Annotated in this window: 15 protein-coding genes; 10 read left to right on the forward strand and 5 right to left on the reverse strand. The window is 66.6% G+C overall.

The window, feature by feature from the left end:
• The first annotated feature begins 433 nt into the window (after positions 1-433).
• The 4 genes from ACQR1B_RS24110 (at position 434) to ACQR1B_RS24125 (ending at position 4031) form a co-directional block, all read left to right on the forward strand.
• A complete protein-coding gene (locus ACQR1B_RS24110; protein ID WP_434836460.1) occupies positions 434-1042 on the forward strand; it encodes a nuclear transport factor 2 family protein in 609 nt (202 codons plus the stop codon).
• A 192-nt stretch (positions 1043-1234) separates the two neighbouring features.
• A complete protein-coding gene (locus tag ACQR1B_RS24115; protein ID WP_434836459.1) occupies positions 1235-2278 on the forward strand; it encodes a Rieske 2Fe-2S domain-containing protein in 1044 nt (347 codons plus the stop codon).
• A 5-nt stretch (positions 2279-2283) separates the two neighbouring features.
• Positions 2284-3039, forward strand: coding sequence for a GntR family transcriptional regulator (locus ACQR1B_RS24120; protein WP_434836458.1), 756 nt, complete (start codon positions 2284-2286; stop codon positions 3037-3039).
• 11 nt (positions 3040-3050) lie between these two features.
• A complete protein-coding gene (locus ACQR1B_RS24125) occupies positions 3051-4031 on the forward strand; it encodes a PDR/VanB family oxidoreductase (protein ID WP_434836457.1) in 981 nt (326 codons plus the stop codon).
• 12 nt (positions 4032-4043) lie between these two features.
• Here ACQR1B_RS24125 and ACQR1B_RS24130 read toward each other — a convergent pair whose 3' ends face one another.
• Positions 4044-4676, reverse strand: coding sequence for a hypothetical protein (locus tag ACQR1B_RS24130; RefSeq protein WP_434836456.1), 633 nt, complete (start codon positions 4674-4676; stop codon positions 4044-4046).
• Positions 4677-4815: 139 nt separating this feature from the next.
• Positions 4816-5850, reverse strand: coding sequence for a 5-methyltetrahydropteroyltriglutamate--homocysteine methyltransferase (locus ACQR1B_RS24135; protein ID WP_434836473.1), 1035 nt, complete (start codon positions 5848-5850; stop codon positions 4816-4818).
• Positions 5851-6104: 254 nt separating this feature from the next.
• On the opposite strand from ACQR1B_RS24135, the gene ACQR1B_RS24140 reads away from it, so the two are divergent.
• The 3 genes from ACQR1B_RS24140 (at position 6105) to hemC (ending at position 10010) form a co-directional block, all read left to right on the forward strand.
• Positions 6105-7298 (forward strand): acetate/propionate family kinase, encoded by a 1194-nt coding sequence (locus ACQR1B_RS24140; RefSeq protein ID WP_434836455.1) that lies wholly within the window; start codon positions 6105-6107, stop codon positions 7296-7298.
• A gap of 93 nt (positions 7299-7391) precedes the next feature.
• The gene (locus ACQR1B_RS24145) at positions 7392-9017 is read left to right on the forward strand and encodes a GMC family oxidoreductase (RefSeq protein WP_434836454.1); all 1626 of its coding nucleotides are present in this window, start codon (positions 7392-7394) and stop codon (positions 9015-9017) included.
• 15 nt (positions 9018-9032) lie between these two features.
• Positions 9033-10010, forward strand: a complete 978-nt coding sequence (hemC, locus tag ACQR1B_RS24150) for a hydroxymethylbilane synthase (protein ID WP_434836453.1) — start codon at positions 9033-9035, stop codon at positions 10008-10010.
• Here the strand turns inward: hemC and hemE are convergent.
• Entirely contained in the window at positions 10007-11038 is a 1032-nt protein-coding gene (hemE, locus tag ACQR1B_RS24155) for a uroporphyrinogen decarboxylase (RefSeq protein WP_434836452.1), read from the reverse strand. The genes hemC and hemE overlap by 4 nt on opposite strands.
• A 196-nt stretch (positions 11039-11234) precedes the next feature.
• Between hemE and ACQR1B_RS24160 the strand changes: the two genes are divergently transcribed.
• Positions 11235-11471 (forward strand): hypothetical protein, encoded by a 237-nt coding sequence (locus ACQR1B_RS24160; protein WP_434836451.1) that lies wholly within the window; start codon positions 11235-11237, stop codon positions 11469-11471.
• A gap of 161 nt (positions 11472-11632) precedes the next feature.
• Complete coding sequence (locus ACQR1B_RS24165; RefSeq protein ID WP_434836450.1) at positions 11633-13543, forward strand: diguanylate cyclase; 1911 nt, start codon at positions 11633-11635, stop codon at positions 13541-13543.
• 13 nt (positions 13544-13556) lie between these two features.
• Here the strand turns inward: ACQR1B_RS24165 and ACQR1B_RS24170 are convergent, their stop codons facing one another.
• Together ACQR1B_RS24170 and ACQR1B_RS24175 are read right to left on the reverse strand one after the other, a co-directional pair.
• Positions 13557-13784: a SlyX family protein gene (locus ACQR1B_RS24170; protein WP_434836449.1), complete on the reverse strand. Its 228-nt coding sequence runs from the start codon at positions 13782-13784 to the stop codon at positions 13557-13559.
• Entirely contained in the window at positions 13771-14550 is a 780-nt protein-coding gene (locus ACQR1B_RS24175) for a rhodanese-related sulfurtransferase (protein WP_434836448.1), read from the reverse strand. The genes ACQR1B_RS24170 and ACQR1B_RS24175 overlap by 14 nt, the downstream gene beginning before the upstream one ends.
• 132 nt (positions 14551-14682) lie before the next feature.
• Here ACQR1B_RS24175 and ggt point away from each other — a divergent pair, with 132 nt between their 5' ends.
• Entirely contained in the window at positions 14683-16269 is a 1587-nt protein-coding gene (ggt, locus tag ACQR1B_RS24180) for a gamma-glutamyltransferase (protein ID WP_434836447.1), read from the forward strand.
• Positions 16270-17045 lie beyond the last annotated feature (776 nt).

Raw genomic sequence — 17045 nt, forward strand, 5'->3', positions numbered from 1 at the left:
TGCCGCCTGCATTCTTTTGAGCAGGCGGGCCACGGGCCTCAGTCGAGGTCCGGCCTTCCTCGCGCCCTCTCGTATTTTCAAGAGGGACATGACGAACGCATCACCCGGGCATCACCTGCCGCGGGACCGTGAAAGCATGTCTCGATGAGGAAGACCCCACCCACAATCTCGGATGTCGTCCCGGGCAAGCCGAAGCCGCACTCGCGCGGCATCGGCGCCGACCCGGGACCCATACCCCCAGGGAGACGTGCGAGGCACGATGTCAACCATCTTCGCCCAGCCACATCCGCCGCCAACGTGCGCGCGTCGGCAGGCTTGCCCGGGACGACAGCGAATGTGTGGCGCGCTTGAAGCGCTATCGGCAGCAACGGGAGTTTTGCCGCGCTCGCTCGATCGATGTATCCAGCAGCTCTGCAACGAAAGGGAAATGCGCATGACCAGGACCGCCGCCGAGATCGAGGACGATCGTGTGATCCGCGAACTGCTGCAGAACTGGGCGATCTGGCGCGACGCCGGCGACTGGGAGCGCTTCCGCACCGTGTGGCATCCGGACGGACGGATGATGGCGACATGGACGCAAGGCACCGGCGACGAGTTCATCGAGATCAGCAAGAAGGCCTGGGCGAAGGGCGTCAACATCCTGCACTTTCTCGGCGGCATCTCCGTCGATCTCGCAGGGGACCGTGCGATCTCGCAGACCAAGATGACGATCTCGCAGCGGGCCGAGGTCGAAGGCGTTGTTTGCGACGTGCTCTGCACCGGCCGCTTCTACGACTTTCTCGAAAAGCGCGCGGGCCGATGGGGCATCGTGCTGCGCCAGCCGATCTACGAGAAGGACCGCATGGATCCGGTGACGCCCGGCGCCGTGCCGGCGCTCGACCGCGCGCTGCTGGAGCAGTTTCCCGTGGGGTATCGGCATCTCGCCTATTTGCAGACCCGGATCGGCTACACGGTCAAACGCGACATGCCGGGTCTGAAAGGGCCGGAGGTCGAGGCGCTCTATGCTCGCGGCGCAACATGGCTGCGCGGCGAGCCGCTGTGAGCCAGGTTTCATCCGCCGGAATACTGGATTCAGGAATTCGCGATGTTGGACGGAATAAATAGAGGCGGGGTTGGTCTGTATACAGGAAATTTAATCCGATGCCGAAACATCGGGATCTTGCGCTCCTAGTGCCCAGCGTTGTATACATTTTTTGCAGATAAGTATACCAATGAATTGCTGCGAGGACACGCCATGGTTGCTGCCTTTCCGATGAGCGCTTGGTATGCCGCCGCATGGGATGCCGAAGTCAGGCAGGCTCTGTTACCTCGGACCATCTGCGGCAAACACGTCGTGATGTATCGCAAGGCCGACGGCACGATCGCCGCGCTGGAGGATGCCTGTTGGCACCGGCTGGTGCCGCTGTCCAAGGGCCGGCTCGAAGGCGATACCGTGGTGTGCGGCTATCACGGGCTGAAGTTCAATCCGCAGGGCCGCTGCACCTTCATGCCCTCGCAGGAGACCATCAACCCCTCCGCCTGCGTGCGCGCCTATCCGGCGGTCGAGCGCCATAGGTTCATCTGGCTGTGGATGGGCGATCCGGCGCTGGCCGATCCCGCCACCATTCCGGACATGCACTGGAATCACGATCCGGCCTGGGCCGGCGACGGCAAGACCATTCACGTCAAATGCGATTACCGGCTGGTGGTCGACAATCTGATGGACCTGACGCACGAGACCTTCGTGCACGGTTCGTCGATCGGCAATGATGCGGTGGCGGAAGCGCCGTTCGACGTCACTCATGGCGAGCGCACCGCGACGGTGACGCGCTGGATGCGCGGCATCGAGCCGCCGCCGTTCTGGGCCAGGCAGCTCGGAAAGGAGGGGCTGGTCGACCGCTGGCAGATCATCCGCTTCGAGGCGCCGTGCACGGTGACGATCGACGTCGGCGTCGCGCCGGCAGGAACCGGCGCGACGGAAGGCGACCGCTCGCAGGGCGTCAACGGCATGGTGCTCAACACCATCACGCCCGAGACCGACAAGACCTGTCACTATTTCTGGGCCTTCGCCCGCAACTACAAGCTCTCCGAGCAGCGGCTGACGACCGAGATCCGCGAGGGTGTGTCGGGAATCTTCCGCGAGGATGAGTTGATCCTGGAAGCGCAGCAGCGCGCGATGGACGAGAACCCGGGACGCGTTTTCTACAATCTCAACATCGATGCAGGCGCAATGTGGGCGCGGCGGATCATCGACCGGATGATCGCACGCGAAACCCCGCTGCGCGAAGCTGCGGAGTAGGGGCAATGGCGGAGCGTGACGGCGATCGCTCGATCTCGCAGACGGTGCGGGCGCAGCTCACTCTGCGCGACCTGATCCTGACCGGCGGCCTACGGCCGGGCGAGCGGATTTCGGAGCTGCAGGCCGTGGAGGCGGCCGGCGTTTCGCGCACGCCGGTGCGCATGGCGCTGGTGCGGCTGGAGGAGGAAGGTCTGCTGGAGGCCATTCCCTCCGGCGGCTTCATGGTGAAGTCGTTCTCCGAGCGTGACGTGCTCGATTCCATCGAGGTCCGCGGCACGCTGGAAGGCCTGGCGGCGCGGCTCGCGGCCGAGCGCGGCGTCTCCGTGCGCGACACCGAGCCGATGCGGGAATGCCTCGCCCAGATCGACGACCTGATCGCGCCGGCCGAACTGTCCTTCGACGGGTTCTCGGCCTATGTTGCGCTCAATGCGCGCTTCCACGCCCTGCTCGCCGAGCTGTCGCGCAGCCCGCCGGTGATCCGCCAGGTCGATCGTGCCAGCGCGCTGCCGTTCGCCTCGCCGAGCGGCTTCGTGATGGCGCAGTCGGCCCTTCCCGAGGCGCGGCACATCCTGGTGATCGCGCAGGAGCATCATCGCATCGTCATCGACGCCATCGAGAACCGCGAGGGCGCGCGTGCCGAGGGGATCATGCGCGAACATGCCCGCCTCGCCGCCCGCAATCTGCGGCTGGCGGTCAGGGCGCGCGGTCCGATGGATCTCGTGCCGGCTGCCGTGCTGATCAAATCGCCGATCGTGAACTGACGGAGACGATCATGCGTTTTCTGGACCATTGGTCGCCTGCGACGCTGGTGTCGACGCGCGATCTCGCGCCGGGAATTCGCGAGTTCATGCTGCGCCCCGACGACTATGTGTGTACGCCCTACGCGGTCGGCAGCCACATCAAGGTGAGCGTTCTGATCGGCGGTCAGCCGGACGTGCGCTCCTATTCGCTGGTCGGCGAGGCGGACCCGCGGGGCTATCGGATCGCCGTGCGCTTCGCCGAGGAGTCACGCGGCGGCTCGCGCTATCTGTGGTCGCTGCAACCGGGCGCGCGGCTCGACGTCGCCAGTCCGACTTCGCTGCTGCAGGTCGACTGGCAGTATCAGCATTATTGTCTGGTCGCCGGCGGCATCGGTATCACGCCGCTGGTCGGCGCGGCGCAGGCGCTGCTCCGCAAGACACCGAACGTGTCGCTGCATTATGCGGTGCGGTCGCGGGACGATGCGGCCTATGTCGCCGAGCTCTCGGCGCTGCTCGGCGACCGGCTTGTCGTCTATGCCGCCGACCAGGCGCAGCGCCTCGATCTGTCGAGCCTCTTTGCCACGCTGCCGGCGGGAGCGGCGGTGCTGTTCTGCGGCCCGATGCGGATGCTGGATGCGGCACGCAGCGCGTGGGCGGCATGTGGCCGTCAACCTGCCGATCTCAGCTACGAGACGTTCGGATCATCTGGCCGGCTGACCACTGAGCCGTTCAAGGTCCGCCTGCGCGGCAGCGGCGAGGAGATCGTCGTGCCGCGCGATCGCTCGATGCTGGATGTGCTGAACGCCGCCGGCCACGAAGTGATGGCCGATTGCCGGCGTGGCGAGTGCGGCGTCTGCGCGATCGATGTGGTCGAGGTCGAGGGCGAGATCGATCATCGCGACGTGTTCTTCAGCGCCGAGCAGAAGCACGACAGCCGCAAGCTCTGCGCCTGCGTTTCGCGCGTTCATGGCGTGGTCACGATCGATACGATGGAGCGCGCCGACGCGCTATGAGGTGAGGGCAGGCTATTTGTCGGCGACGCTCACCGGCATCGGTGCCTGCGGTCTCGCCGACGACCTCCTGGCGGTCTGCTCGGCCGCAGCTGCCTCCCGCGCGGCATTCAGCCGTGCATCGGCGTCCTTGTCGGCTAGCAGCGCGTCGGTGAGGTTCGCTTCGGCCTCGTGGGCGGCTTCGGCCGCTGCCTTGGCCGCTGCGATGTTGGCTGGCGTGGGATTGGCTTTCGCCTGCGCCTCCGCGGCGCCCCGGTCGGACACCGCCTTCTCGTTGGCCGCCAGCGCGGCATCGAGATTGGCATCGGCGATGGTCTCGGCGGCGGTGGCCGTGGCCAGTGCCGCGGCCACCGGGCTGAGCGGCGGCCGGGTCTTTGCCGCCCGCTCCGGAGCAGGCGGCCTCGTGCTCGGCTGCGGAACGGGGCGCGCCGCGGTGGGCTGCGGCTGCGGGATGGGGGGCGGCTGAAGCGATGGCATGGCCGGTACCAGCTCCAGCGGCACCATGCGCGCAAACGAGCTGCGCGCGTCGCGGAGAAGACCGCCCATGACGTCCTCGATGGGATCGGCGCATGCTGTCCCGCTCAAAGCCGTGCAGCCGAGCAGCGCGATCGCGCCGCCGACATTCTTCGAGGTGATGCAAACGGCCATCGCAGCCTCCCTCCCGACACGATCGGCCCAGCCGATCCTCGGCGTTCACCCGCCTGCCTTATTCCGGGAATGGGGTCGCAGGGTGGCGCCGCCGTGGATGCGGCCGCCCGACATGCGCCGCGTCCGCCACATTTGTCCTTCAGGCGAGTTCCTCGCGCACCCGCGCCGCCGCCGCGCACATCGCCTTCAGCTTGCCGAAGGCGGTCGCGCGCGGCAGATATTTCATGCCGCAATCCGGCGCGACGACGAGCCGCTCCGGCGCCACGACTTTGAGGCCGTTGCGAATGCGCTCCGTGACGACCGCGACCGGCTCGACCTCGGGATCGCCGAGATCGAGGACGCCGAGCACGATGGTCTTGGCCGAGAGATCCTTGAGAATGCCGAGGTCCAGCCGCGGCTGCGCCGCCTCGATCGCGATCTGGGTCGCGATGCAGTCGGCGAGTTCGGTCAGAAAGGCGTAGCCGCTCGGCTTGCTCGCGCCCGGCACGATGGCAGCATAGCCGAAGCAGACGTGTACGATGGTCGGCACCGTGATATGATGGAGCGCGCGGTTGATCGCCTTCACGGCATGGCGCCGCGCCGCCTGCGGATTGTTGCGCAGCCAGGGTTCGTCGAGTTGGATGACGTCGGCGCCCGCCCGCTGCAGGTCGCGGGCCTCGGCATTGACGACCTCGGCGAAGGCCATCGCGAGCGCCTCGTCATCGCGGTAGTAGTCGTCCTGCGCCTGCTGGCTCAGGGTGAACGGTCCCGGCAGGGTGATCTTGGCTGCGCGTCGCGTGTTGCGGCGGAGGAACTCCATGTCGCGCAGCTCGATCGGATGCTTTCGCCTGATCGGGCCGACGACGCGCGGCACCGGCGTCTTGATGCCGGAGGGCGAAACGACGATCGAGGGATTGTCGGCATCGATGCCGTCGAGCGCGGTGGCGAAGCGGTTGGAGTAGCTCTCGCGGCGGATCTCGCCATCGGACACGATGTCGATGCCGGCCTGCTCCATGTCGTGGATCGCGACGATCGTGGCATCGTCCTGGGCCTCGTCGAGCAGCGGCCGCTGGATCCGCCACATGCCCTGCAGCCGAATGCGCGGAACGGATTTGGCGAGCATGGCGCGGTCGACCAGCCAGTCCGGCTGCGGATAGCTTCCGACAACGGTGGTCGGCAGGAGATGTCGAGGCATGTTCACCGCAATGGTCCTCCCGCGATCCGACTCGGACCTGATCGTATCCCAGCAGGCGACGTCGCGCAGGCCGCGCGAAAGAATTTCGCCGACATATCTGGTTGCCAGCGGCCTGTGTGCGTGTGCATCTTCTTCGCCATAGCGCGGTCATCGGCATAGCCGAAACGAGGCTAGCGTTTCGCGCGTCTTCGGATCGTCATGAAAATGCGTCGTATTTTCTACAGTTTGCAAGTTCGTCATCGTCACGAGGCAGCATGAACGTGCAACACATCCTGACGCTGAATGCCGGCTCGTCCTCGATCAAGTTTGCACTGTTCGAAGCGGATGCGGATCTGATCGAGACCATGCGTGGACAGATCGAGGGGCTCGGCAGCGCGGCGCCACATCTCGAAGCCAAGCTGCGCGGCGACACGCTTGCCGACGAGCGGCTTGGCTCCGCGAGGGCCGCCGATCACGAGACGGCGCTCGACGTGGTGCTCGAACTCCTGCAACGCGCCATCGGTCGGACCGCGGTCGACGCCGTCGGTCACCGCATCGTTCATGGTGGACTGGAATTCGCTCGGCCAGCCATCATCGATGAGGATGTCGTCAGGCGGCTGGAGGCGCTCGATCCGTTGGCGCCGCTGCACCAGCCGCACAATCTTTCCGGCGTTCGCGCTGCCCACCGCGCCTTTCCTGCTGCGCTTCAGGTCGCGTGCTTCGATACCGCATTCCATCGCGCGCATCCCTGGGTGAACGATACCTATGCCTTGCCGCGCGCGTTCTACGACCAGGGTGTGCGACGCTACGGCTTTCACGGCCTGTCCTACGAGTACGTGATCTCGCGATTGAAGGAGATCGCGCCGCAGGACGAGAAGGGCAGGGTGGTCGTCATGCATCTCGGCAACGGCGCCTCGATGTGTGCGATCCGCGACGGACGCAGCATCGGTTCGTCGATGGGATTCACCGCGCTCGATGGCCTGCCGATGGGGACGCGCTGCGGTCAGTTGGATCCTGGCGTCGTTCTCTATCTGCTGCAGCAGAAACGGATGACGGCCGAGGCGGTCACGGATCTCCTGTACAATCATTCCGGCCTCAAGGGCCTGTCGGGGCTGTCGCAGGACATCCGTGAACTGGAGGCTGCCGCCACGCCGGAGGCCCGGAAGGCGATCGACTATTTCGTCGACCGCATCAGGCGCGAGCTCGGCGCCATGGCCGCGATCCTCTCGGGCATCGACACGATCGTGTTCTGCGGCGGCATCGGCGAGCACGCCTGGCGCATCCGTGAACGTGTCTGCCAAGACTTCGACTGGCTCGGCATCGCGCTGGACGGCAGCAGGAATCGCGCAAGCGAGTCCGTGATCTCTGCGGACGACTCCCGCGTCTGCGTGCGCGTCATCAACACCGATGAAGAAATGATGATCGCGCGGCACACGGCACGGCTGCTGGCCGAGCGCGGCAACGACTGACACGGCCGGCCAGGCCTGCGGATTTGCGGCTTGCATGTCCACGCGTTTTGGTATCTCCAGGATGCAAGAACGAGAGAACCAGACGGGGAAACGATGGAAGGCAGTGTGGCGTTGCGTGATCCAGATTTGGAGTTCGACTACGTCGTGGTCGGTGCCGGCTCGGCCGGCTGCGTTCTCGCCAATCGGCTCAGCAGCGACGGCAAGCACAAGGTGCTGCTGCTGGAAGCGGGTCCGAAGGATACCAACATCTGGATCCACGTCCCGCTCGGCTACGGCAAGCTGTTCAAGGAAAAAACCGTCAACTGGATGTACCAGACCGAGCCGGAGCCCGGGCTCGACGGGCGCTCGGTGTTCCAGCCGCGCGGCAAGGTGCTGGGAGGCTCGAGCTCGATCAACGGCCTGCTCTACGTCCGCGGTCAGCACGAGGACTATGACCGCTGGCGGCAGCGCGGCAATGTCGGCTGGGGCCATGACGACGTGCTGCCCTATTTCAAGCGCGCGGAAAATCAGGCCCGCGGCGCCGATGACTATCATGGCGTTGGCGGCCCGCTGCCGGTGTCCGACTGGCGGCACGAGGATCCCCTGTCCGAAGCCTTCGTCGCGGCGGCGGTCGAGGCCGGACTGCCGTTCAATGCCGACTTCAACGGCGCGAGCCAGGAAGGCGCAGGCTTCTTCCAGACCACGACGCACCGTGGCCGGCGCGCCAGCAGCGCGGTGTCCTATCTGAGGCCGGCGCTCGGCCGCAGCGGTCTTCATGTCGAGACCGATGCGCTGGCCCAGCGCATCCTGTTCGAGGGACGTCGCGCGTGCGGTGTCACGTTCAGCCAGCGCGGCCGGCTGCGGACCGCGCGCGCCCGCAAGGAAATCCTGGTGTCGAGCGGGGCCTACAATTCGCCGCAGCTTCTGCAGCTCTCCGGTGTCGGTCCGGGTGACCTGCTCAAGCAGCATGGCCTGGATGTGGTGCTCGATGCGCCCGGCGTCGGAAGCGACCTGCAGGACCATCTGCAGGTGCGCATCGTGATGCGCTGCAGCCAGCGCATCACGCTCAACGACATCGTCAATCATCCCGTGCGCAGGGTGCTCGCAGGCGCGCGTTACGCCGCCTTGCGCAACGGCCCGCTGACGATCGCGGCCGGCACGGCCGGCGCGTTCTTCAGGACCGATCCGCGGCTCGCGAGCCCGGATATCCAGATCCATTTCATCCCGTTCTCGACCGACAAGATGGGCGAGAAGCTGCATTCCTTTTCCGGCTTCACCGCCTCGGTCTGCCAGCTCAGGCCCGAAAGCCGCGGCTCGCTCCGCATCAGGAGCGCCGACCCGGCGGTGCCGCCGGAAATCCGCATCAATTATCTCGCCAGCGAAACCGACCGGCGCGCCAATGTCGACGGGCTCCGGATCCTGCGGAAAATCCTGGCGGCACCGGCCTTGAAGCCGTATGTCTCGGATGAAGCCTATCCGGGGTCCAAGATCGTGAGTGACGACGACATCCTGGCCTATTGCCGGCAGACCGGCAGCACGATCTATCATCCGACCTCGACCTGCCGGATGGGGACCGACGCGCTGGCCGTGGTCGATCAACGCCTGCGCGTCCGCGGTATCGACGGCCTGCGGGTGGTCGATGCCTCGATCATGCCGGATCTGGTTTCGGGCAACACCAATGCGCCGGTCATCATGATCGCGGAGAAGGCCTCCGACATGATCTTGCAGGACGCGCGCTGACGCAGGAATGAGCTCGTGACACGTTTCCGGATCGGCACCCGCAAGAGCACGATGGCCCTGGCCCAGACGGAGGAGATCGCGCGCCGTCTGCAGGCCGCCAGACCGTCGCTGGACATCGAGATCGTCAAGTTCGAGACGACGGGGGATTCCGACCAGACCAGCAAACTGCTGACCCACGGCGGCAAGGGCGGGGCGTTCGTCGCCGAGATCCGCCGCGCCATGCTGGACGGAAAGCTGCATGCGGCGATGCACTCACTGAAGGACATGCCGGGCAACGAGGAGACGCCCGGCCTCGTGATTGCGGCGCTGCTGTCGCGCGATCCGCCCGGGGACGTGCTGGTGCTGCGGCGGGGGCTGGCGCTGGAGGATTTCCGCAACGATAGCGGGCGCGGCTTCAAGATCGGCACCAATGCCGTACGCCGGGCGGCCTATGCCCGTCGGCTGTTTCCGCATGCGGAGCTGATCCATTTCCGCGGCGCGGCCGACACCCGTATCCGCAAGCTCGACAATGGCGAGCTGCAGCGGCTGCCGGGCGGCGGCGCGGTGGGACCGGCCGATGCGCTGATCATGGCGCGGTCCGGGCTGGAGCGGGTCGGCCTGTCCGACCGCGCCTCGTTCGATTTTCCGGTCGCCGACATGCTGCCGGCGGTCGGGCAGGGCATCGTGGCCGTCGAATGCCCGGCAGCCGATTTCGACACAAGGCGCATCCTGGCGACCATCGACGACGCCGCGGCGCGGGCCTGCGCCGACGCCGAGCGCGAGGTGCTGTGGGTGCTCAACGGCCACTGCAACTCGCCGATCGCCGGCTTTTCGACCATCGACGGCGGGCAGATGACCTTGACCGCCGCGGTGCTCGACGAGGACGGCGGCCGGTTCATAGAGGCGCAGCGCACTGCGTCCGCGGATCGGCCGCGCGAGCTCGGCCGGGCGGTCGGACTCGAACTGCTGGCCAACGGCGCGGCCGCACTGATCGAGCGCAGCCGGCCGCGTTAGCCGGTGTAGGCGCGCACGCGCGCCAGCATCTGCTCGACATGGGCGATCGGGGTTTCCGGCAGAATGCCGTGGCCGAGATTGAAGATGTGCCGCCCGCCGGCATAGCTCGCCAGCACGTCGTCGACCGCCTGGTCGAGCGCCGCGCCGCCGGTGATCAGCGCCAGCGGATCGAGATTGCCCTGAACCGCGACTTTGCTCTGCACCCGCTCGCGCACCAGTCCAGGCTCCGCCGTCCAGTCGATGCTGACGGCATCGACGCCGGTTTCGGTCACATAGCCTGGCAGCAACGCGCCGGCGCCGCGCGGGAAACCGATGATCCTGGCATCCGGCCGCACCTTGCGCACGCCCTCGACGATGCGCTTCGTCGGTGCGACCGACCAGCGCGCGAACTCGCGCGGGGACAGCACGCCGGCCCAGGTGTCGAAGATCTGCAAGGCGTCGGCGCCGGCCTCGAGCTGCTTCAAGAGATAGGCGATCGAGCTCTCGACCAGCGCGTCGATGATCTTGCTGAACGCTTGGGGATGGCGATAGGCGAGCAGCCGCGCCGGCGCCTGGTCCGGCGTGCCTTGGCCCGCAACCATGTAGGTCGCGACCGTCCACGGTGCGCCGCAAAAGCCGATCAGCGCGGTGCTCTGCGGCAACTCGCTGCGCACGCGGCGCAGCGCCTCGAACACCGCATCGAGCTTGGAGAGATCTGCCTGCCCGGACAGCGTTGCGATCTTCTCGGGCGTATCCATCGGATCGAGCCGCGGCCCTTCGCCGACCTCGAAGCGCACGCTGCGGCCGAGCGCATGCGGGATCACCAGAATATCGGAGAAGATGATCGCCGCATCGAAGCCGAAGCGCCGGATCGGCTGCAGCGTTACTTCCGCCGCCAGCTCCGGGTTGAAGCAGAGATCGAGAAAGCCGCCGGCCTTGGCGCGCACCTCGCGATATTCCGGCAGGTAGCGGCCGGCCTGCCGCATCATCCAGATCGGAGGCACGCTCTGCAGCTGTCCGGCCAGCACGTCGATGAAAGGCTTGTTCACGGCAGTCTCTCTCACGCTCGGGGCTCCGTCCGGTCGGGAACGGCTTACCGCCCGTGATACATGGCGAAGCGGTTCCGGCCAAGATCATATCGGCTTCCGCGCTGCGATCGAAGCAAAGCGCGATGGGCTGCTGCCGATCAAGGCCAACGGAACCGGTGTTCCTTCACCGCGTTGACACCCCACAGGGAGACAGACCATGGCCGACAAATTCAATCCCGCGCCCCACGACAAGCACGCGGCCGACCCGCGTGAAGCCTCTCGCCTCGACCGCGAGACGGCGACCCGGCTCGACGAGGGACTGATGGACACGTTTCCCGCGTCGGATCCGTTGAGCATCCAACAGCCCTCGACCACGCGCGTGAAGGCCGGCGCGGATGACGACCAGCATGCATCATCGCTGTGGCAGAAGGTGCGATCGGTCTTCGCGCGCTGAGCAACTAATAGCTTCGCGCGTCGCGCAGGCAGGTGATGTCCGTAGGAATACGGTCTCTGCCGTAGTCTTACGGGGCCCTCCAAGCAACGGCGAACGGCCGTCATTTCAGAGATAAATAAGATGTCCGTGTGAAGCTTTCCGCGTCCGGAGAGTCCCGCGGAATGGACGTTGGTGCGACCAGAATTGATCGAAGCCGCCCGCCGACGTGGGCGGCTATTGTTCTTACGATCGTGTGCGGCGCCATTCTCGCTTTCAGCGGCTGGGGCGAATGGACATCGCGCAATGCGGAGATTCAGAATGTCGAAATCGATCTCGGCAATCTCGCGCATTCCCTGACGCAACACGTCGAGGATACATTCGAACTTGCCGATTCCCTCATTCGCGGCGTGGTGACCGCGCTCGAAACGGACGATGGCAAGCCCGAAGCCTTCGCGCGTCTGCGGACGATTCTGAAAGCGAGAAAGGCGAGCCTCGGCCGCATCAGGGGCATATTCGCCTACGACGAGAGAGGCGACTGGCTCGCGACGACGGAGGACGTCGTTCTCTCCAACTACAACAACGCCGATCGCGACTACTTCTCCCATCACAGGAATTCGGCCGACCGTTCGTTGCTGATCGGGCGTCCCGTGCAGAGCAAGGCCGGTGGCCAATGGGTGATCACTCTGTCGCGGCGCTGGAATCATGCCGACGGCCGTTTCGGCGGCGTGGTCGTGGCCACCATCGACGTCGCCTATTTCGCCCAGTTCTACCGGCAGTTCGACGTCGGCCCGGGCGGCACGATCAGCCTCATGAGCCGCGACGGGGCCGTGCTCGCCGACAATGCCGAGCCGGGTCCGCGGGCGGTGGGACGCCCGATCCTCGACGCGATACCCTATCATCCGACGTCGGGCGCGATGCATTTTCGCCGTGACGGCGAGGCGTACGACCGGATCGGATTCTATCAGCATGCCCCGCGCTATCCGTTTCTCGTGCTGGCAACGCGGACGGAGACGGACATTCTGGCGGCGTGGAAGCGCGATGCGTTCGTCCGCATCACGGTGCTGGTCGGTCTCGTCGCACTCGTGATCGCGATCGGCATCTTCCTGGTGAAGCAGTTGCTGCAGCGGCAGCAACTGGCCTTGGCGCTGGCGGCCAAGGAAGAAAACTTCCGGCTGCTGGCCGAAGGCTCCAGCGATATCGTGACGCGCGTCGAGCTCGACGAGTGCATCGGCTACGTCTCGCCGTCGACGATGCGCGTGCTGGGCTGGCATCCGTCGCAGCTGCTCGGCAAGCGCGCGCTCTCCGGCGTGCATCCGCTCGATCGTCCGCAGCTTCAGGAAATCCTCGATCAGCTCAGGAAGGGCATCGTGGACGAGGCGCGCGCGACCTATCGCATGCGCCGCCGCGACAAATCCGAAATCTGGGTCGAGGCCACCATCCGCTCCACCCGCAGGCCGGATGGCGAACTCGACGGCTTCGTCGCGGTGACGCGTGACGTCACGCAGCAGAAGACGCTGCAGGGCCGGCTGGAGACGCTGGCGATCGAGGACGGGCTCACCGGGCTTGCCAACCGCCGCCGTTTCGACGAGCGGCTGTTGGAGGAGTGGGGCAGGGCCTATCGCGAGCGGACCTCGCTGGCGCTGCTGATGATCGACATCGATCACTTCAAGTCGTTCAACGACAGCTATGGCCATCCGGCGGGCGACGAGTGCCTGCACACCGTCGCCGGCATCCTGGCCGACGAGGCGCAGCGCAGCTCCGACCTTGCCGCCCGCTACGGCGGCGAGGAGTTCGCCATCCTGCTGCCCAACACCGACTCTGCAGGATGCACGCGGCTCGGCGAGCGGATCATGCGCGCGCTTCGCAAGGCCGGCATCGCCCACGAGCACAACCCGCCGGGCATCGTCACGGCGAGCATCGGCGGCGCCGTCTGCCGTCCCGGCTTCGAGCGCTCCGCCGGTCCGGCCTCGCTGATCGAGGCGGCCGACCGTGCGCTCTATGCCGCCAAGGACGGCGGCCGCGACCGCATGGTGATGGCGGGCGAAGTGATCGACCTGCCGGCCGGCAAGGCACCGGCGACCGTTCCGGCCTGAGATCGCCGCGCGCTCAGTAGTGCGGCGGCGGCTCATGGCGCGGCCCCTCGGTGTTGCCTTGCACGTCCGCGAGCCGCTCGATGAGCAGGGCGATCTGCCGCTTGAGCGCATCGATCTCGCGCCACTGCGCCGTGATGGTCTGGTTCAGCGTCTCGATCGTGTCGTCCTGGAACGTCAGGCGCATCTCCAGCGCGTCGATGCGGTCGCTCAGGTCCTGGTTCGACTGGTCAGAGCTGCTCATCGTTGCCGTCCTCCGCGCTGTCCCGGCGCGCCGCGCCGGCGTGCTCCCGCAATCCGTGACCAAGCGCCACACGGTCGTCGAACACGAAACAGCCGCCGCGCCAGCGGCTCTCGGCTGCCGGAATCTCCTCGAGATATTTCAGGATGCCGCCCTTGAGGTGATAGACCTCGGAGAAGCCGCGGGTGAGCAGCAGCGCGCTTGCCTTTTCGCAGCGGATGCCGCCGGTGCAGAACATCGCGATCCGCTTGTTCCTGGCCGGGTCGAGCGCCCGTGCGGCAAAATCCTTGAACTGCCCGAAGCTCCGCAGGCCGGGATCGACGGCGCCTTCGAACGTGCCCATCGCGACCTCGAACGCATTGCGGGTATCGAGCAGGAGCGTATCCGGCGAGGCGATCAGCGCGTTCCAATCGGCGGGACTGACATAGGTTCCGACCTGCCGGGTCGGGTCGGCGGCGGCATCGCCGAGCGTCACGATCTCCCGTTTCAGCCTGACCTTGAGGCGCTGGAACGGCATGGCGGCCGCCTGCGAAAATTTCAGCTCCAGATTGTCCAGCCGGCCCGAGAACAGCGGTCCCCGGCGAAACGCCTCCACCAGCGCGGCGATCGCCTGCGCGGTGCCGGCGACGGTGCCGTTGATGCCCTCCTCGGCGAGGAGAATGCTCCCTTTGATACCGCGCTCCGCGCAGAAGCTCTTGAGCGGCGCGCGCAGGTCGCGGAAGTCGGGCAGTGCAACGAACTGATAGAAGGCGGCGACGGTCAGGGGCATGCGGCCGTTTAGCAGCAGACCTGACCATAGAAAAGCTGGTATCCCCGGGCATTGCCGAGCCGGGAAGGAATGTGCCATGTAGCCGGCCAGCGAGGGCATTCCGGCCTCCACGAGATCACGCAGCGAGCAACGATGAGAAGCTTCCATTTCCCCGGCAGGTCCACCGTCCACGCCCAGAACGGAATGATCGCCACCTCGCATCCGCAGGCCGCGCTGGCCGGCATCGAGGTGCTGCGCGCCGGCGGCACCGCGGCGGACGCGGCGGTGGCCGCCTGTGCCCTGCTCGGGGTGATCGAGCCGCAATCGACCGGCATCGGCGGCGACTGTTTCGCGCTGGTACAGCCCAAGGGTGAGGGCCGGATCACGGCCTACAACGGCTCCGGCCGGGCCCCGGCCGCCGCCAATGTCGATTGGTATCTCGAGCGCAAGATCCATTCGGTGCCGCTGACCTCCGCGCACGCCGTCTCGGTGCCCGGCGCCATCGACGCCTGGGACCGTATCCTGCGCGACCACGGCCGGCTCGGCCTCGACCGCCTGCTGCAGCCCGCGATCCGCGCCGCCGAGGACGGCTACGTGGTGGCGCCGCGTGTTGCGTTCGACTGGAACAACCAGTTCGAGAAGCTCAAGAACGGCACCAACACGGCGCGCTACTTCCTGCCGCGCGGCAAGGCGGCCGTCGCCGGCGACGTGATCCGCCAGCCGGAACTGGCGCAGACCTTGCGGGTCATCGCCAAGGAGGGCCCGAAGGGCTTCTACACCGGCGCCGTCGCCGAGGACATGGTGCAGACCCTGCGCGGCATCGGCGGCCTGCACACGCTGGAGGATTTCGCCAACCACCAGACCGACGTCACGGCGCCGATCGGCACCACCTACAAGGACCACGACGTCTGGCAGTGCCCGCCGAACGGCCCGGGCATCACCATGCTGGTGATGCTCAACATCCTGTCGCGCTTCGACCTGACCCGGATCGCGCCGCTCAGCATCGAACGCTTCCATCTCGAGGCCGAGGCGGCGCGTATCGCCTACATGATGCGCGAGCAGCACATCGGCGATCCCGCGCACATGACGACCGAAGTCGCGACCATCCTCGCCAAGGAGTTCGCCGACGAGTACATCTCGCAGATCAGCCTCGACAAGCTGCTCGATCTGCCCAACGTCGCGCCGCCGATGAATCCGGAGACCGTGTACATCACGGTGGTCGACCGCGACCGCAACGTCTGCTCCTTCATCAACTCGATCGCGCATTCGTTCGGCTCGGCGATCGTCTCCAACGAGACCGGCGTGCTGCTGCAGAACCGCGCCGGCGGCTTCCGCATCCAGCCCGGACATCCGAACTGCATCGCCCCTAGCAAGCGTCCGCTGCACACCATCATCCCGGCACTCGCCACCAAGGCCGGCCGCGCCCAGATGTCGTTCGGCGTGATGGGCGGCCAGTACCAGCCGGTCGGCCAGACCCGCGTGCTGACAAACATCCTGGACTATGGCTGCGACGTGCAGGAAGCGATCGATATGGCCAGGGGTCTGCACTACGAGGGCGTCTATCAACTCGAGGACGGCGTGCCGGCCGAGGTGGTCGAAGGGCTGCAGAAGATCGGCCACAAGACCACCAAGCTGGTGTCCCCGCTCGGCGGCGGCCAGGCGATCTGGATCGACTGGGACAAGGGCACGCTCACCGGCGGCTCCGACCCGCGCAAGGACGGCTGCGCGCTGGGCTACTGAGGCGGGAGTAGCGCGCCGACCTGTAGGGTGGGCAAAGGCGCGCCACGATCTATCAGTTTTGACTTGCTCTCTCCCGCGCCGTGCCCACCATCCGTACGGCTTGCTCGCCGACAGACGGTGGGCACGCAGCCGCCCCGCGGGCGTCCGCTTTGCCCACCCTACGGCAGCTCCACACTCCGCTGTCGTGTTGTGGGCGTCACTTGTTTTTGGCGTGACTTGCATCGACACACTCTGGCGTCGTCCCCGCGAACGCGGGGACCCATACCCCCAGGGAGCGGTTTGAGGCGGGCTGGTCATTGGCTCTTGTGCCCTTCACGACTGCTGCGGCGTATGGGTCCCGGATCGGCGCATCGCCGCGCTGGCGCGCGTCGATGCTTGTCCGGGACGACGGCGGTGGTTTTGGCGGCGATACGGGTCGAGCAGCGATGAGCATGGCATCACGTTCTCGCAGCGCATCGCGCCCGAGGCCTGCCATCAGTCCGTCCCTCGCAATCATGCAGAGGGCGCAGGGAATGCCGGGTGACAGCCTCACCCATGGCCCGCCTGCGTGAAAGAATGCAGGCGGCAGGTACCACAGGCAAAGCCGAAACACTCCGGCATTCCCTGCGCGATGGTCTTCACGCTTATACGCAGTCTCCCTGGTGCGCCGGCTTGTTGGCCACCATCCCCAGCGCGATCATGGCGCCAGGTTGACACCAGCGACGGGGTGTCAGGACGCTGCGACTTCACGTCCGCAAGCGATCGTTCGTCCGCGCCCTCGTCAAGAAGACGCTGCG

The organism is Bradyrhizobium oligotrophicum, assembly GCF_051168495.1.
Taxonomy (GTDB): domain Bacteria; phylum Pseudomonadota; class Alphaproteobacteria; order Rhizobiales; family Xanthobacteraceae; genus Bradyrhizobium; species Bradyrhizobium oligotrophicum_A.

Bases quoted from the DNA above. Each gene is read 5' to 3' on its own strand.
- ACQR1B_RS24140 (WP_434836455.1), top strand. From the start codon at position 6,105: ATGAACGTGCAACACATCCTGACGCTGAATGCCGGCTCGTCCTCGATC.
- ACQR1B_RS24170 (WP_434836449.1), bottom strand. From the start codon at position 13,784: ATGAGCAGCTCTGACCAGTCGAACCAGGACCTGAGCGACCGCATCGAC.
- ACQR1B_RS24125 (WP_434836457.1), top strand. From the start codon at position 3,051: ATGCGTTTTCTGGACCATTGGTCGCCTGCGACGCTGGTGTCGACGCGC.
- ACQR1B_RS24120 (WP_434836458.1), top strand. From the start codon at position 2,284: ATGGCGGAGCGTGACGGCGATCGCTCGATCTCGCAGACGGTGCGGGCG.
- ACQR1B_RS24135 (WP_434836473.1), bottom strand. From the start codon at position 5,850: ATGCCTCGACATCTCCTGCCGACCACCGTTGTCGGAAGCTATCCGCAG.
- ACQR1B_RS24115 (WP_434836459.1), top strand. From the start codon at position 1,235: ATGGTTGCTGCCTTTCCGATGAGCGCTTGGTATGCCGCCGCATGGGAT.
- ACQR1B_RS24175 (WP_434836448.1), bottom strand. From the start codon at position 14,550: ATGCCCCTGACCGTCGCCGCCTTCTATCAGTTCGTTGCACTGCCCGAC.
- ggt (WP_434836447.1), top strand. From the start codon at position 14,683: ATGAGAAGCTTCCATTTCCCCGGCAGGTCCACCGTCCACGCCCAGAAC.
- ACQR1B_RS24110 (WP_434836460.1), top strand. From the start codon at position 434: ATGACCAGGACCGCCGCCGAGATCGAGGACGATCGTGTGATCCGCGAA.
- ACQR1B_RS24130 (WP_434836456.1), bottom strand. From the start codon at position 4,676: ATGGCCGTTTGCATCACCTCGAAGAATGTCGGCGGCGCGATCGCGCTG.
- ACQR1B_RS24145 (WP_434836454.1), top strand. From the start codon at position 7,392: ATGGAAGGCAGTGTGGCGTTGCGTGATCCAGATTTGGAGTTCGACTAC.
- ACQR1B_RS24160 (WP_434836451.1), top strand. From the start codon at position 11,235: ATGGCCGACAAATTCAATCCCGCGCCCCACGACAAGCACGCGGCCGAC.
- ACQR1B_RS24165 (WP_434836450.1), top strand. From the start codon at position 11,633: ATGGACGTTGGTGCGACCAGAATTGATCGAAGCCGCCCGCCGACGTGG.